We start from the raw sequence: 16,010 nt of genomic DNA, 5'->3' as shown, positions 1-16,010 counted from the left end.
GATGACAGCTTCCTACGATATTGACCACATGGATATACAATTCACTGCATCCTGTCCAGAAACTGTGTTCCTGTGCCGGCATCATCTGTGCACAAGCAGTGGAACAATTCACCCTGTGGATATACAGCTCTTTTACACACAGGTCATCCCAAGGGCGTCACCAGCTACAGGGGTATGGGTGTACAGGGTTTGAAGATAGATAACCAACTGAAAAACAAGAGGAAAAATGCGATATCAACGAAAAAATGGCTCACCATACATAACAAACAATAATCATCTTTATATATAAACCTTAAATATCTCTACCTATATATAGAAAGAAAAATACCTGTTCAATATTTGACCATTTCCTGCAGGTCATCAGAACGCTATACTTGTCAGCCTTTTCACCCGACCCATGCGGTCAGTTCGACAACACAATCTGTGAGGCCTGTGCAGTGGATTACCCTGACCACTTTGATGTAATCGTGATCGGCGGCGGACATGCCGGAACAGAAGCCGCTTTGGCATCCGCACGAATCGGTGCCAAGACCCTGCTTCTGACACACAACATCGAAACGCTGGGTCAGATGTCCTGCAACCCGGCCATAGGCGGGATCGGCAAGAGTCATCTGGTGAAAGAGATTGATGCACTCGATGGGGCCATGGCACGGGCAACCGATCGAGGGGGTATCCAGTTTCGGGTGCTTAACGCCCGCAAGGGACCCGCGGTACGTGCAACACGCGCTCAGGCTGATCGTATCCTGTACAAGGCCGCCATTCGTTCGATACTGGAGAATCAGCCTAACCTGCACATTTTCCAGCAGGCGGCTGACGATCTGATCGTGGAGGGTGAACAGGTCCGGGGGGTGATCACTCAAACCGGCATTCGCTTTCACGCACGTTCCGTGGTTCTGACCGCAGGCACCTTCCTCGGTGGTGTCATCCATATCGGTCTGGATCATCACGCCGGTGGACGCGCCGGTGATCCACCCTCGATCCGTCTGGCACAGCGATTACGTGAACTGCCGTTACGGGTTGATCGGCTCAAGACCGGCACCCCCCCGCGTATTGATGCCCGCAGTGTCGATTTTTCCGTTATGCAGCCTCAGCCAGGAGACACCCCAACGCCGGTGATGTCCTTCATGGGCAGTGTGGATGAGCATCCGCAACAGGTAAGCTGTTTCATCACCCATACCAACGCTCGTACCCATGACATCATTCGTGCTGGGCTTGATCGATCGCCCATGTATACCGGTGTGATTGAAGGGATTGGGCCGCGTTACTGCCCCTCTATCGAGGACAAGATCAACCGCTTTGCAGACAAGGATCAGCATCAGGTATTTGTTGAACCTGAAGGTCTGACCACGCATGAGCTCTATCCCAACGGCATCTCCACCAGCCTGCCATTTGATGTACAGATGCAGCTGGTTCGTTCGATTCGCGGTTTTGAGCATGCGCATATCACCCGGCCGGGCTACGCCATTGAATATGACTTTTTCAACCCGCAGGATCTGCGTCATACGCTGGAAACAAAGCATATCAAGGGGCTCTATTTTGCCGGCCAGATCAACGGTACGACCGGTTACGAAGAGGCCGGTGCCCAGGGGCTGCTGGCCGGCTACAACGCAGCGGCACGCGCACTTGAGCGCGAGCAGTGGTATCCTCGGCGCGATGAAGCCTATATCGGCGTTCTGGTCGATGATCTGATCACGCTGGGTACCTCCGAGCCCTATCGCATGTTTACCAGTCGGGCGGAATACCGTCTGATTCTGCGTGAAGACAATGCCGATATGCGCCTGACCGAAAAAGGCCGAGAGTTGGGCCTGGTCGGTGATGAGCGCTGGATGCGGTTCGAGGCAAAGCGCGAAGCGATGGAGCTGGAGCTTCAACGCCTGAAAAACACATGGGTACACCCCGCTACTGCGGAAGCGGAGCAGCTCAATGGTCGTCTCAAGACTGAGCTGACCCGGGAATACAACCTGGCAGACCTGATCAAAAGGCCTGAGCTGGGCTACAACGATGTGGCCTGGCTCAAAGGCGAACCGATCAATGATGTTCAGGCCGCTGAGCAGGTTGAGATTCAGCTCAAGTATTCCGGCTACATCGAGCGGCAAAAGACTGAAATCGATCAGATGCGCCGTCAGGAAAACACCCGTTTGCCGGATGATTTCGATTACAGCCAGGTCAGCGGTCTGTCCAATGAGCTGAAACTCAAGCTGGGTCAACAGCGCCCGGAAACCTTGGCGCAGGCTTCACGCATTCAGGGTATGACGCCGGCGGCGATCTCGTTGCTGCTGGTATATCTGAAAAAACGCCAACTCAGCCATAATCGTACACAGGTGGAACATTGATGGATCGGTATCGCCAGACGCTGGAGCAGGCGCTGAAACACCTGAACATGAGCCTCACCGAGGTGCAGCTGGAGCAGTTGCTGGCCTACCACCAGCTGTTGGTGAAGTGGAACAAGGCGTACAACCTGACCGCCGTGCGCGACCCAATGGAGATGATCAGCCGTCATCTGGTGGATAGTCTGAGCATACTGCCCTGGGTCGGCAAAGGGCGCCTGCTGGATGTAGGCAGCGGCCCCGGCCTGCCCGGCATTCCGCTGGCGATCTGCTGCCCTGATCTGGATGTCACGACACTGGACAGTAACGGCAAGAAAACCCGCTTTCAGCAGCAAGTGCGCATAGAACTGGGGCTGGATAATCTGACCGTCATCAATGGTCGTGTTGAGCAGGTAGATGCGCCACCGTTCGACATGATAGTTTCACGGGCCTTTGCTTCCATCTCTGACATGCTGACACTCAGCGGTCATCTGGCTGCGGTGAACGGTGTGTTTCTGGCGATGAAAGGACTGTATCCTGAAGCCGAACTCGAACAGATACCGGCAGGATTTGCATTGCAGGACGTGCACCGGCTCAACTTGCCGGACACCGATGGCGAGCGACACCTGCTGATCCTTGGGAGAATCTGAACGTGGCCAAGATCATCACAATCACCAACCAGAAGGGTGGTGTCGGCAAAACCACTACCTGCGTCAATCTGGCGGCATCCCTTGCCGCGACCCGCAAACGGGTACTGATGATCGATCTGGACCCCCAGGGGAATGCCACGATGGGCAGCGGCATCGACAAGCATCAGCTGGAACACTCGGTGTATGAGCTCCTGACCGATCAGACCGATGCCGCCAGTGCGATTATCAAGGATACCCTGTGCGGCTATCACCTGATCGGCGCCAATGGTGATCTGACGGCTGCCGAGGTTGAGCTGCTGCAGCTCCCGCGGCGTGAATTTCGCCTCAAGATGGCACTGATGCCGGTGATGGATGACTATGATTTCATCCTGATCGACAACCCGCCTTCACTCAACCTGCTGACGGTCAATGCACTGGCGGCGTCATCCGGTGTGATCATTCCTATGCAGTGTGAGTACTATGCACTGGAGGGGATCAGTGCCCTGGTCGGGACCATCAACAAGATCAATCAGCGCCTGAATCCGGAGCTGAAGATCGAGGGCATACTGCGCACCATGTACGATCCGCGCATGAGCCTGACCAAGGATGTATCCACTCACCTGGTCGAGTATTTCGGGGATAAGGTCTATCGCACGGTGATTCCCCGCAATGTGCGTTTGGCTGAGGCGCCAAGCCATGGCCTGCCGGCACTGCAGTATGACAAGAGCTCCCGCGGGGCCCTGGCCTATCTGGCACTGGCTGGTGAGTTGATTCGACGTACGGATCGGGAGCGCACCGCAGAGGCGGTGGTGACAACGGAACAGGAAGCTGAATGATGGTAGCGAAAAAACGAGGACTGGGGCGCGGGCTGGATGCATTGCTGTCTGATGTAGCGGCAGAGGACTCGCCTTACGCGGAACAGGCCGACACCCGTCAGACTGCAGATAAGCAGGGTGACCTGCGACAGATGCCGCTGGACGACATCCAGCGCGGTCGTTATCAGCCACGACGCGATCTCGAACCGCAGGCACTGGAAGAGCTGGCAAACTCGATTCGCGCACAGGGCGTTATGCAGCCGATCGTGGTAAGGCCGGTGGCGGAGGGGCGTTACGAAATCATAGCAGGTGAGCGGCGCTGGCGAGCGGCACAGATGGCCGGATTGAGCACAATCCCGGTGATTATCCGCGATGTGCCCGATGAGGCGGCCATCGCCATGGCCCTGATCGAAAACATTCAGCGTGAAAATCTCAATCCAATCGAGGAAGCAATCGCACTTCACCGGCTGCAAACCGAGTTTGAACTGACACAGCAACAGGTCGCCGATGCCGTTGGCAAGTCTCGCTCAACCATTACCAACCTGCTGCGGCTGATGAATTTGACTGATGAGGTCAAAAAAATGCTGGAGTATGGCGATATCGAGATGGGCCATGCGAGGGCGTTGCTGGCCCTGGAAGGACTGGTTCAGATCAAGGCTGCGGATGAAGTGGTTGCCAGAAGCTTGTCAGTACGGGAAACCGAGTTGCTGGTGAAGCGCTTCCAGCAACCTGCCGATACCGAGGAAAAGCCGGCGCGGCAGCCCGACGAGCAGCTGCAGCAGTTGGCAGGCGAACTGTCTCAACGCTTTTCGGTACCGGTCAAGATCAATGCCACTGCAAGCGGGAAGGGCAAGATTTCAATCAATTTCAAGTCGCGTGATGAGCTGGATGCAATCCTGCAGCTGATTGGCTGACCCGCGTCAGGTAATATCCAGTCGTACAGGTTCAGGGTAAGACCTTAGTGCAAATCTTCCGGGTTTCAGTTGAGAAACAGGGGGGGAATGCCTATAATCTGCCCGCTATTTGGGCACTGTTTCGGACGATACAGGATCAGGATTGAGGAAGAGCACAGCGGAGCAAGTCCCAAAAGCGGCTGTCAGTGTTCGTGACAGGCGCAGCATCAAGGGATTCAAGCGAATCTTCCTGCAACAGGCCGCGTTGATACTCAGTGTATCTGCGGCCTGTCTGTTGCTCGGGGTGACGCAAGCGTATTCGGCCCTGCTGGGTGGTCTGCTTTACCTGCTTCCGAATCTGTATTTTGCCTGGCGGGCATTTTCCAGCCAGGACACCGATAACGCCCATCGCATCGTGATTCGTATGTATGCGAGCGAAATAGGGAAAATGATGTTGGCGCTTGTGCTGTTCAGCGCGACCTTCCTGCTGGTTCAGCCTCTGAGCCCATTTCCCCTATTTGGCACCTTCATACTGCTGCAGCTGTCCGGCTGGATACTGCAGCTGAAGCAGTGCAGACACAGTTCCTGAAACTTTGAATGAGAGATACTGAGAATGGCAAGTGGAACAGTTACATCCTCAGAATACATTTCCCATCACTTGACCAACCTGACGTTCGGTAATCATCCCGAAAACGGTTGGAGCTTCGCGCACGGTGCGCAGGAAGCGGCAGAGATGGGTTTCTGGGCGATCAACGTCGATACAATGCTCTGGTCTGTGGGTCTGGGCCTGCTGTTTATCTGGTTCTTCCGCAAGGTAGCCAAGAGTATGACAGCCGGTGTCCCGGGGGGCGCACAGAACTTCGTTGAAACTCTGATCGAGTTCATCGATGACAACGTCAAAAGCATCTTTCACCACAAGAGTGCGGTAATTGCGCCGCTTGCGCTGACCATCTTTGTCTGGATCTTCCTGATGAACCTGATGGACCTGGTGCCGGTCGACTGGGTGCCCTACATTTTCGCGCAGATGGGCGTTGAGTACATGAAAATTGTACCAACCACTGATGTGAACGCCACCGGCGGTATGGCACTCAGCGTATTTGCCCTGATCGTTTACTACAGCATCAAACAGAAAGGTGTAGGTGGATTCGTGGCTGAGCTTTCACTCCAGCCACTGCCGAAAATTTTTGCTCCGTTCAACCTGTTCCTTGAGCTGGTTGGTCTGTTGGCCAAGCCGGTGTCACTGGCACTGCGACTGTTCGGTAACATGTACGCGGGCGAAATGATCTTCATCCTGATCGCACTGCTGCCGTTTTGGGCGCAGTGGCTACTGTCTGTACCCTGGGCGATCTTCCATATCCTGGTTATTACTCTGCAGGCGTTCATCTTCATGGTGCTGACAATTGTGTACCTCGCCATGGCGCATGATGATCACTGAGTTGTAACGGATAGAGTTTACTGAACAACCGATTTACCTTTGCAAAACTAACTAACTTAACCTTGAAAATAGTTGGAGAGAAAAAATGGAAGCAATGCTGTATATCGCTGCTGCGCTGATGCTGGGTCTGGGTGCTATTGGTGCTGCTATCGGCATCGGTATCCTGGGTGGCAAGTTCCTGGAAGGTGCTGCTCGTCAGCCTGAACTGGTTCCTCTGCTGCGTACTCAGTTCTTCATCGTAATGGGCCTGGTTGACGCGATCCCGATGATCGGTGTTGGTCTGGGTCTGTACGTCCTGTTCGCTGTTGCTTAATTAAGTAGTTCGAATGGCACTGCGCCCCTGCGGGGGTAACTACTTGAACAGACAACCGCGAGAGGTAATGGCGTGAATATCAATCTCACCATCATTGGTCAGGCCATTGCATTCTTCCTCTTCGTCGTATTTTGTATGAAATACGTCTGGCCACCGATTACCGGTGCCCTGGCTGAGCGTAAGAAGAAGATTGCCGAAGGGCTTGATGCGGCCGACCGTGCTAAACGTGATCTCCAGCTGGCACAGGAAAAAGCAGCTGACGGAATGCGTGCAAGCAAGGAAGAGGCAGCCGCCATCATTGAACAGGCCAACAAGCGGGCTAACCAGATCATCGAAGAAGCCAAGGAGCAGGCACGTGTCGAAGCCGACCGTGTGAAAGCATCTGCTCAGGCTGAACTCGAACAGGAAGTCAACCGTGCACGCGAAACACTGCGCGCTCAGGTGGCTACACTGGCAATTGCCGGTGCTGAAAAGATTCTGGAAGCCTCTGTTGACGAAAAAGCGCACGCTAAGCTGGTTGAGAAACTGGCAGCTGAGCTTTAAGCGAGGTTTACGATGGCTGAACTCAATACAGTCGCCCGGCCCTACACCAAAGCCGCATTCGAATATGCGCGTGAGAAGGGCAACCTCGATCAATGGTCTCAGACACTGTCACTTGTCGCCATGGCGGCCAGTGACAGCCTGATGACCCGAGTGCTGAGCAATCCGTCCCTGAGCGGCGAGCAAAAAGCTGACGTTGTACTGTCAGTGCTCGATGCCAAGGCGGATGAAGCAGGCAAGAACTTTGTTCGTCTGTTGGCCGAAAACGGCCGGCTGAGCCTGCTGCCAGAGATCTCCGTGCAGTTCGAGCGCCTGAAAGCCAATCTGGAGAAAAAGGTCGATGTTGACCTGACCACGGCTTTCCCGCTCGAAGATGCACAGCAGGAGAAACTGGCCAAGGCCCTCAGCACCAAGTTGGGTCGTGAAGTGAAGCTTACATCCCAGGTGGATAAGTCCATCATCGGGGGTGTGGTTGTTCGCTCTGATGACCTTGTGATCGACGGTTCCGTTCGCGCACGACTGGCGAAACTGGCCGAAGCGATGAATTCCTGAGTGTGAGGAATAACAATGCAGCAACTGAATCCATCTGAGATCAGCGAGATTCTCAAGAAGCGCATCGAGAAACTTGATGTGTCTTCTGAAGCCCGTAACGAGGGCACCATCGTCAGCGTATCCGATGGTATTATCCTGATCCACGGTCTTGCCGACGTTATGTACGGCGAGATGATCGAATTCCCGGGCGGTGTCTACGGTATGGCACTGAACCTGGAGCGCGACTCTGTCGGCGCCGTAGTACTGGGCGACTATCAGGGTCTGGTCGAAGGCATGACCGCACGTTGTACCGGTCGTATTCTTGAAGTGCCGGTTGGTCCGGAACTGCTTGGTCGCGTTGTTGACGCGCTGGGTAACCCGATCGATGGCAAGGGGCCGATCAATACCAAGCTCACCGACGCGGTTGAGAAGGTAGCGCCGGGTGTAATTGCACGTCAGTCCGTAGATCAGCCGGTTCAGACCGGTCTGAAAGCGATTGACGCGATGGTACCGGTTGGCCGTGGCCAGCGTGAGCTGATCATCGGTGACCGTCAGATCGGTAAGACCGCAATTGCGATCGACGCGATCATCAACCAGAAAGGTACCGGCATCAAGTGTATCTACGTTGCGATCGGACAGAAGCAGTCCACCATCGCCAACGTGGTGCGCAAACTGGAAGAGCACGGTGCGATGGATCACACCATCGTTGTCGCTGCAGGCGCTGCTGATCCGGCTGCCATGCAGTACCTGGCACCGTACGCCGGTGCGACCATGGGCGAATACTTCCGTGACCGCGGTGAAGACGCGCTGATCGTATTTGACGACCTGACCAAGCAGGCTTGGGCATACCGTCAGATCTCTCTGCTGCTGCGTCGTCCGCCGGGCCGTGAAGCTTACCCGGGTGACGTATTCTACTTGCACTCCCGTCTGCTGGAGCGTGCGTCCCGTGTAAATGCTGACTACGTTGAGCAGTTCACCAAAGGTGAAGTGAAAGGCCAGACCGGTTCTCTGACCGCGCTGCCGATCATCGAAACCCAGGGTGGTGACGTATCTGCGTTTGTACCGACCAACGTAATCTCCATCACCGATGGCCAGATCTTCCTGGAAGCCAGCCTGTTCAACTCTGGCGTACGTCCTGCGATCAACGCAGGTCTGTCCGTATCCCGAGTCGGTGGTTCTGCCCAGACCAAGATCATCAAGAAGCTGGGTGGCGGTGTGCGTCTGGCACTGGCTCAGTACCGTGAGCTGGCTGCGTTCGCGCAGTTCGCGTCCGACCTGGATGATGCTACTCGTAACCAGCTGGAACACGGCCAGGCCGTAACCGAGCTGATGAAGCAGAAACAGTACTCTCCGATGTCCGTCGCCGAGATGGGTCTGAGCCTGTACGCTGCCAACGAAGGCTTCCTGAAAGGTGTTGAGCTGGACAAGATCGGTGCATTCGAAGCAGCCCTGGTCGCCTACTTCAACAGCGAACACGCTGATCTGATGGCGAAAGTGAACGAGAAAGGCGGTTACGACGACGAAATCGCGGCTCAGTTCAAGGCTGGCATCGAGAAGTTCAAGTCTACCCAAACTTGGTAATTGCTCGTCAGAGCTGGTGACCGGCCAGATACACCGGCCGGTCCAATACTGATTCAAGTTTAATAGGCGGAACTATGGCAGTCGGAAAAGAGATCAAGACGCAGATTGCGAGCATCGGCAGCACGCGCAAAATCACCAGCGCCATGGAAATGGTTGCTGCGTCGAAGATGCGTAAAGCCCAGGATCGCATGCAGTCTTCCCGTCCGTACGCCCAGAGCATCCGTGGTGTTATTCAGCACCTGGCGAAAGCCAACCCTGAATACAAGCACCTCTACATGCAGGAGCGTGAGGTCAAACGTGTCGGCTTCATTATTGTGGCATCCGACCGTGGCCTCTGTGGCGGTTTGAACGTGAATGCGTTCAAGGCAGCTGTAAGCAAGATGAAAGAGTTCCACGACAGGAATATCGAAGTCGATATCTGTGCACTGGGCTCTAAGGCAATCACCTTCTTCCGTAACTACGGCGGTAACGTCGTTGCTGCGAAGGGCGGTCTCGGCGATGCGCCGGAACTGGAACAGCTGATCGGTTCGGTCAAGGTGATGCTGGATAACTTCGACGAAGGCAAGCTGGATCAATTGTTCATCGTATCCAACGATTTCGTGAACACCATGACCCAGAAGCCTAGCGTTGAGCAGCTGCTGCCGCTGAAGGCGGAAGACGATGAAAAGACGCTCAACCATCACTGGGACTATCTGTACGAACCGGACGCGAAGGAGCTGTTGAACGGCCTGCTGACGCGTTACATCGAGTCCCTGGTCTATCAGGCCGTGGTTGAGAACAACGCCTGTGAACAGGCAGCCCGAATGCTGGCGATGAAGAATGCAACCGACAACGCCGGCAACCTGATCGACGAGCTTCAACTGGTATACAACAAGGCTCGTCAGGCGGCGATTACTCAGGAAATTTCCGAGATCGTCGGTGGTGCTGCTGCTGTTTGATGCAGTGAACAGGTTTAAAAGTTAAGAGGATCCGAACATGAGTAGCGGACGTATTGTTCAGATTATCGGTGCGGTTGTAGACGTGGAATTCCCGCGTGACAACGTGCCGAAGGTTTACGACGCATTGACCGTCGAAAAAACCGGCCTGACATTGGAAGTTCAGCAGCAGCTGGGCGACGGTGTCGTACGTGCAATTGCCATGGGTCAGACTGAAGGTCTGAGCCGTGGTTTGGAAACGACCAACACTGGCGCTCCGATATCTGTACCGGTCGGTACTGCCACCCTGGGTCGTATCATGAACGTTCTGGGTGAGCCGATCGACGAATGTGGTCCGATCGGTGAAGAAGAGCGTTACGCCATCCACCGTAAGGCGCCGTCTTACGCGGACCAGGCAGCTACTAACGAGCTGCTGGAAACCGGCATCAAGGTTATCGACCTGGTTTGCCCGTTCGCCAAGGGTGGTAAGGTCGGTCTGTTCGGTGGTGCCGGTGTAGGCAAGACCGTAAACATGATGGAGCTGATCAACAACATCGCGACTCAGCACTCCGGTCTGTCCGTATTTGCGGGCGTGGGTGAGCGTACTCGTGAGGGTAACGACTTCTACCATGAGATGCAGGAAGCTGGCGTTGTAAACGTTGAGCAGTTCGACAAGTCCAAGGTAGCGATGGTCTACGGCCAGATGAACGAGCCGCCGGGTAACCGTCTGCGTGTAGCTCTGACCGGTCTGACCATGGCGGAAAAATTCCGTGATGAAGGCCGTGACGTACTGCTGTTCGTCGACAACATCTACCGTTACACCCTGGCGGGTACCGAAGTATCAGCACTGCTGGGTCGTATGCCTTCTGCGGTAGGTTACCAGCCGACGCTGGCGGAAGAGATGGGCGTTCTGCAGGAACGTATCACCTCTACCAAGACAGGTTCCATCACGTCTATCCAAGCGGTATACGTACCGGCGGATGACTTGACTGACCCGTCTCCGGCAACCACCTTCTCCCACCTTGACGCGACTGTAGTACTGTCTCGTCAGATCGCAGAGCTGGGCATCTACCCGGCGATCGACCCGCTGGACTCCACCTCTCGTCAGCTGGATCCGCTGGTTATCGGTCAGGAGCACTACGATATCGCTCGTGGCGTTCAGCAGACCCTGCAGCGCTACAAGGAGCTGAAGGATATCATCGCGATTCTGGGTATGGACGAGCTGTCTGAAGAAGACAAGCAGACTGTATCCCGTGCGCGTAAGATTCAGCGCTTCCTGTCTCAGCCGTTCTTCGTGGCCGAAGTATTCACCGGTTCTCCGGGTAAATACGTGTCTCTGAAGGAAACCATCCGTGGCTTCGACGGCATTCTGAAAGGTGAATATGATCACCTGCCGGAACAGGCGTTCTACATGGTTGGCACCATCGACGAAGCTGTTGAGAAAGCGAAGGGCCTGTAAGTTCCAGGCGGAACCTTTCAAGAGGTAATCAAGATGGCTATGACTGTTCATTGTGACATCGTAAGCGCGGAAGAGGAGATCTTCTCCGGCCTTATCGAGTTTGTCTCCGTGACAGGTAGCCTGGGTGACCTGGGTATTTACCCGGGTCACGCTCCGCTTCTGACGGAACTGAAACCAGGCCCTGTCGAGCTGCGCAAGCAGGGCGGTGAGGAAGATGTATTTTACGTCTCCGGTGGCTTCATCGAAGTACAGCCATACAAGGTAACAGTGTTGGCGGATACCGCACTGCGTGCCGGTGATTTGAGTGAAGCTGCTGCTCTTGAAGCACAGAAACACGCAGAACACGCGATGGCTGATAAAACCGGTGAGTTCGAATACACCCGTGCTGCAGCTCAGCTGGCTGAAGCTGCTGCGCAGCTTCGTACTCTGCAGCAGATCCGTCGCAAGACCGGCAAGTAAACGCGGTTCTTTGGCGACACCAGAAAAGCAGCCTTCGGGCTGCTTTTTTTTATAGGGGTTACAGCAGTCCCCACAGCGTATTGAAAATGATCTGTTGTGCGCCTGCCACTTCTCGCGAGTCAATGACCACTGCCGTGGGGTAATTGTCAGACGCCAGCGAAATGATGGCGCAGCGGGGCGGGTAAATCGCAATATAGGCGGCATCCACGGCGCCTTCGGTACGAATCCACTTGCGTTCCGAGTACTCCGCACTTTCTCCCCCTTCGCCGATGGCAATAACGCGTACCCGAATTTTGCGTGCAACCCGCTGGGCCGTGAAGTTGGGAAAGGGGCGGTAGAGCAGCGGTCGAATCGGTTTGGATGAAAACACCGAATAGACAGGGTCATCCTGATCGCCGACACGGTTGAGAATATCACGCAGGACCTGCTCAATCCCGGCATCGCCTTCATAAAACTCGACGTTGGCAATGCTGAATTCCGGTTTCAGATGGTGAAGTTCGGGAATCACACTGCTTTTGAGCTGGCTGATCGCCTGATCGAGCTGTTCGCGTCGTTCCTGTGCCAGCTGCAGCAACACCTCTGGTTCTCGTGCCGAAAAATAGCGGCGCTTGCCCTTGGGCAGATAGGTGACCACTCCACGTTGCTGCAGGCTTTTAAGACATTCATAGGTTGTCCCGCGATTGACACCCGCGCGTTCAGCTACGGTTCGGATGGCACTGGGTCCCAATGCAAGCAAGGCCTTGTAAATGCTGATATCACGTTCACTCAGGCCGAGTTGTTCAAAAATCTGCTGGTTCATATTGTCAATTTTTGAGTGACAAAAAGGATTGATCGATTTCGAGTATACGCTAAAGTGCCTGACAACTCTTGAATCAATGAGCCGTGACCGATGTCAGGGCCGCAAACCGACAAGTTGTGGATGATGAAAACGGATGTAGTGATTCTGGCCGCCGGACAGGGCAGCCGCATGAAATCGGCATTGCCGAAAGTGATGCATCGACTGGCAGGAAAGCCGATGCTGCAACATGTCATTGACCGCGTTCGGGCGCTTCAGGCTGAAGCGCTGCATGTGGTGATCGGTCACGGTGGTGAGCAGGTCGAACAGGCAATGGCGGACCAGGGATTAAACCTGGTCTGGCAGCGTGAGCAGTTGGGGACTGGACATGCCGTGGCTCAGGCGATGCCGGCCATCGGTCAGGATTCGGTGGTGCTGGTACTCTATGGCGATGTGCCGCTGACCCGACCGGAAACCCTGCAGCAGCTGGTCAAAATAGCGGCCCAGGGTGATCTGGGGCTGCTGACAGTGAACCTGGATGATCCGGTCGGTTATGGTCGCATCATTCGCAATGCCGTTGATGATGTGGTGGCGATTGTTGAACACAAGGATGCCAGCGAACAGCAAAAGCTGATCCGCGAGGTCAACACCGGCATTCTGGCGTTGCCGTCAGCGGCGCTGCATGAATGGCTGCCGCGCCTGTCCGCCAATAATGCCCAGGGCGAATACTACCTCACCGATGTGATCGCGATGGCAGCTGAAGAGGGCATGCGAGTACGTGCCATCCAGCCGGATGCGGAGCAGGAGGTGCAGGGTGTCAACAACCGTCAGCAGCTGGCCCAGCTGGAGCGCTGGTATCAGCGTCAGCAGGCTGAAGCACTGATGGCTGAAGGCGTGACTTTGGCTGATCCCGCTCGCATCGATATCCGTGGCGAGCTTAAAGCCGGGCGCGACGTGCTGATCGATATCAACGTGGTATTCGAAGGCGATGTGGTGCTGGGCGATGGTGTTGAAATTGGCCCCAACTGCCTTATCCGCAATGCGGTGATCGGTGCCGGAAGTCGCATCGAGGCCAACTCGATGATTGATGGTGCGACTGTAGGTGATAACGCCCAGATCGGTCCCTTTGCCCGCCTGCGTCCCGGAACCGAGCTGGCCAAAGGTGGCAAGATCGGCAATTTTGTCGAAACCAAGAAGGCCCGTATCGGTGAGGGCTCCAAAATCAACCATCTGACCTATATTGGCGATGCCGATATTGGCCGTGGGGTCAATGTGGGGGCCGGCACCATCACATGCAACTATGATGGTGTTAACAAGTCGTTGACCCGCATCGGCGATGGCGCCTTTATCGGTTCCAACAGTTCGCTGGTAGCACCGGTCGAAGTCGGTGCCGGAGCAACAATTGGTGCAGGTTCTACCGTGACCAAAGCCGTGGCCGACAACCAGCTGGCTGTAGCCCGTGGCAAGCAGATCAATATTGATAACTGGGCGCGCCCGCAGAAAAAAGGATCCTGAGCATGTGTGGAATTGTAGGCGCCATCGCGGCGCGCTCCGTGGCGGGTATTCTGCTGGAAGGTCTGCGTCGACTTGAATACCGTGGCTATGATTCTGCCGGCATGGCGGTGCTGGACCAGGGCCAGATCAGCCGTCTGCGCCGCATCGGCAAGGTACAGGCGTTGGCGGATGCCTGCGAGCAGCAGCCGTTGAGTGGTAACCTGGGTATTGCTCACACGCGCTGGGCCACGCACGGTAAACCCTCGGAACAGAATGCCCACCCACATATGTCCGGCGAGCGTCTTGCCGTAGTGCACAATGGCATTATCGAAAACTTTGAGCCGCTCAAGCGTGAATTGCAGCAACAGGGGTATGTCTTCACCTCGGAAACCGATACTGAAGTGGTGGCACACCTGCTGGACCGAGAGCTGCAGCAGGGCTTGGGCCTGGTGGATGCGCTGCGCCAAACGCTGAGCCATCTGGAAGGTGCGTTTGCCCTTGGCGTGATTCACGCCGACAGCCCGGAGCAGTTACTGACCGCTCGCAAGGGCAGTCCGCTGGTGATCGGGGTGGGAATCGGTGAAAACTTTATCGCGTCTGACCAGCTTGCATTGCTGCCGGTGACCGACCGTTTCATGTTTCTTGAGGATGGCGACATTGCGGTGCTTGAGGCGGAGCAGATTCAGGTGTTTGATGCCCTGGGTCAATCGGTCGAACGTGCCGTAACCACCTTCGAGCATGGCTTGGGCAATGCTGACAAGGGCGAGTTTCGTCACTTCATGCTCAAGGAGATATACGAGCAGCCACGCGTAATGCAGGCGGTACTGGAAGGGCGTACCGCCTCGGGTCACCTGTTGGAGCAGGCGTTTGGCAGTGGTGCAAGTGAGGTTTTCGACCAGGTTAAACAGGTGCAAATCGTGGCCTGTGGTACCAGCTACCATGCCGGCATGGTCGCCAAATACTGGATCGAGGATCTGGTGGGCATCCCCTGCATGGTTGAAGTGGCCAGTGAATTCCGTTATCGCCCGGTAGTGCTGCCCGAGGGTACGCTACTGCTGACCCTGTCCCAGTCCGGCGAGACGGCCGATACCCTGGCGGCGCTGCGTGAGGTGAAGGATCGAGTGCTGGCCACGCTGGCAATCTGCAACGTGCCGGGCAGCTCACTGGTGCGCGAGTCTGACTTGAGCCTGATGACCAACGCAGGACCCGAGATTGGCGTGGCCTCCACCAAGGCGTTTACGTCTCAGCTGGTTGCGCTGTTGCTGACCACCATCGCTTTGGGGCGTCGTCATAATCTGACTCAAGCGCGGGAGGCAGAGCTGATAGCTGCCCTGCAACAGCTGCCTGAACTGCTGCAGCAGCTGCTGCAGCTGGACGGGGCGATTGAGCAGATGTCGACGCACTTTGCCGAGAAGCGCCATGCGCTTTTCCTGGGCCGCAACAGCCTTTATCCGGTGGCAATGGAAGGGGCTCTCAAGTTGAAGGAGATCTCCTACATTCATGCCGAAGCTTACCCGGCTGGCGAGCTCAAACATGGTCCGCTGGCACTGGTAGACAAGGATATGCCGGTGATCGCGGTGGCGCCCCGCAATGGCATGCTGGACAAGCTCAAGGCCAATCTGCAGGAAGTGCGTGCGCGAGGTGGTGAGCTGTTTGTGTTTGCCGGTTGTGAGCAGAGCATCCAGCCGGAGGAAGGGGTGCATGTGATTCATCTGCCCGAGATGCCCGCCATACTGGATCCGATAGCCTTTACATTGCCATTGCAATTGCTGTCGTATCACGTAGCCGTTCTCAAGGGCACGGACGTGGATCAGCCTCGTAATCTGGCCAAGAGTGTGACGGTGGAATAGAGTGTATTGGCGTGAC

The 16,010-nt window shown here is 55.7% G+C and carries 16 protein-coding genes; 15 read left to right on the top strand and 1 reads right to left on the bottom strand.

The features are described from left to right. The first annotated feature begins 437 nt into the window (after positions 1–437). The 13 genes from mnmG to ABIE60_RS12840 all read left to right on the top strand — a co-directional run bounded on the left by mnmG (position 438) and on the right by ABIE60_RS12840 (position 11,875). Positions 438–2,333 carry a tRNA uridine-5-carboxymethylaminomethyl(34) synthesis enzyme MnmG gene (mnmG, locus tag ABIE60_RS12900; RefSeq protein ID WP_354469927.1) on the top strand — a complete coding sequence of 632 codons (1,896 nt, stop codon included), beginning with the start codon at positions 438–440 and terminating at the stop codon, positions 2,331–2,333. Continuing rightward, positions 2,333–2,956, top strand: a complete 624-nt coding sequence (rsmG, locus tag ABIE60_RS12895; protein ID WP_354469925.1) for a 16S rRNA (guanine(527)-N(7))-methyltransferase RsmG — start codon at positions 2,333–2,335, stop codon at positions 2,954–2,956. Before mnmG ends, rsmG begins: the two co-directional genes overlap by 1 nt. A gap of 2 nt (positions 2,957–2,958) precedes the next feature. Beyond that, positions 2,959–3,771, top strand: a complete 813-nt coding sequence (locus tag ABIE60_RS12890; protein WP_354469923.1) for a ParA family protein — start codon at positions 2,959–2,961, stop codon at positions 3,769–3,771. Further along, the gene (locus tag ABIE60_RS12885) at positions 3,771–4,664 is read left to right on the top strand and encodes a ParB/RepB/Spo0J family partition protein (protein ID WP_354470022.1); all 894 of its coding nucleotides are present in this window, start codon (positions 3,771–3,773) and stop codon (positions 4,662–4,664) included. Before ABIE60_RS12890 ends, ABIE60_RS12885 begins: the two co-directional genes overlap by 1 nt. Before the next feature lie 142 nt (positions 4,665–4,806). Beyond that, on the top strand, positions 4,807–5,232 hold the full coding sequence (locus tag ABIE60_RS12880) for an ATP synthase subunit I (RefSeq protein WP_354469921.1): 426 nt from the start codon (positions 4,807–4,809) through the stop codon (positions 5,230–5,232). Positions 5,233–5,256: 24 nt separating this feature from the next. Further along, the gene (atpB, locus tag ABIE60_RS12875) at positions 5,257–6,078 is read left to right on the top strand and encodes a F0F1 ATP synthase subunit A (protein WP_354469919.1); all 822 of its coding nucleotides are present in this window, start codon (positions 5,257–5,259) and stop codon (positions 6,076–6,078) included. Between the two features lie 85 nt (positions 6,079–6,163). Next, positions 6,164–6,391: a F0F1 ATP synthase subunit C gene (gene atpE, locus ABIE60_RS12870; RefSeq protein WP_091827878.1), complete on the top strand. Its 228-nt coding sequence runs from the start codon at positions 6,164–6,166 to the stop codon at positions 6,389–6,391. A gap of 72 nt (positions 6,392–6,463) precedes the next feature. After that, complete coding sequence (locus ABIE60_RS12865) at positions 6,464–6,934, top strand: F0F1 ATP synthase subunit B (RefSeq protein WP_091827877.1); 471 nt, start codon at positions 6,464–6,466, stop codon at positions 6,932–6,934. 12 nt (positions 6,935–6,946) lie between these two features. Continuing rightward, positions 6,947–7,483: a F0F1 ATP synthase subunit delta gene (locus ABIE60_RS12860; RefSeq protein WP_091827876.1), complete on the top strand. Its 537-nt coding sequence runs from the start codon at positions 6,947–6,949 to the stop codon at positions 7,481–7,483. Positions 7,484–7,498: 15 nt separating this feature from the next. Then, positions 7,499–9,043: a F0F1 ATP synthase subunit alpha gene (gene atpA, locus ABIE60_RS12855; RefSeq protein WP_091827875.1), complete on the top strand. Its 1,545-nt coding sequence runs from the start codon at positions 7,499–7,501 to the stop codon at positions 9,041–9,043. Between the two features lie 74 nt (positions 9,044–9,117). Then, positions 9,118–9,981, top strand: a complete 864-nt coding sequence (gene atpG, locus ABIE60_RS12850) for a F0F1 ATP synthase subunit gamma (protein WP_354469917.1) — start codon at positions 9,118–9,120, stop codon at positions 9,979–9,981. Positions 9,982–10,018: 37 nt separating this feature from the next. Then, a complete protein-coding gene (atpD, locus tag ABIE60_RS12845; protein WP_354469915.1) occupies positions 10,019–11,416 on the top strand; it encodes a F0F1 ATP synthase subunit beta in 1,398 nt (465 codons plus the stop codon). Positions 11,417–11,449: 33 nt separating this feature from the next. Then, on the top strand, positions 11,450–11,875 hold the full coding sequence (locus tag ABIE60_RS12840; RefSeq protein WP_354469913.1) for a F0F1 ATP synthase subunit epsilon: 426 nt from the start codon (positions 11,450–11,452) through the stop codon (positions 11,873–11,875). A gap of 58 nt (positions 11,876–11,933) precedes the next feature. Here the strand turns inward: ABIE60_RS12840 and ABIE60_RS12835 are convergent, their stop codons facing one another. Further along, entirely contained in the window at positions 11,934–12,674 is a 741-nt protein-coding gene (locus ABIE60_RS12835) for a TrmB family transcriptional regulator (protein ID WP_354469911.1), read from the bottom strand. Between the two features lie 123 nt (positions 12,675–12,797). On the opposite strand from ABIE60_RS12835, the gene glmU reads away from it, so the two are divergent. Continuing rightward, on the top strand, positions 12,798–14,165 hold the full coding sequence (gene glmU / locus ABIE60_RS12830; protein WP_354470021.1) for a bifunctional UDP-N-acetylglucosamine diphosphorylase/glucosamine-1-phosphate N-acetyltransferase GlmU: 1,368 nt from the start codon (positions 12,798–12,800) through the stop codon (positions 14,163–14,165). 2 nt (positions 14,166–14,167) lie between these two features. After that, on the top strand, positions 14,168–15,994 hold the full coding sequence (gene glmS, locus ABIE60_RS12825; protein ID WP_354469909.1) for a glutamine--fructose-6-phosphate transaminase (isomerizing): 1,827 nt from the start codon (positions 14,168–14,170) through the stop codon (positions 15,992–15,994). Positions 15,995–16,010: the final 16 nt, after the last annotated feature.

Origin of the sequence: Marinobacterium sp. MBR-109, assembly GCF_040547565.1 — a bacterium.
Classification (GTDB): domain Bacteria; phylum Pseudomonadota; class Gammaproteobacteria; order Pseudomonadales; family Balneatricaceae; genus Marinobacterium.
This window is presented reverse-complemented; position numbering and strand designations above follow the sequence as displayed.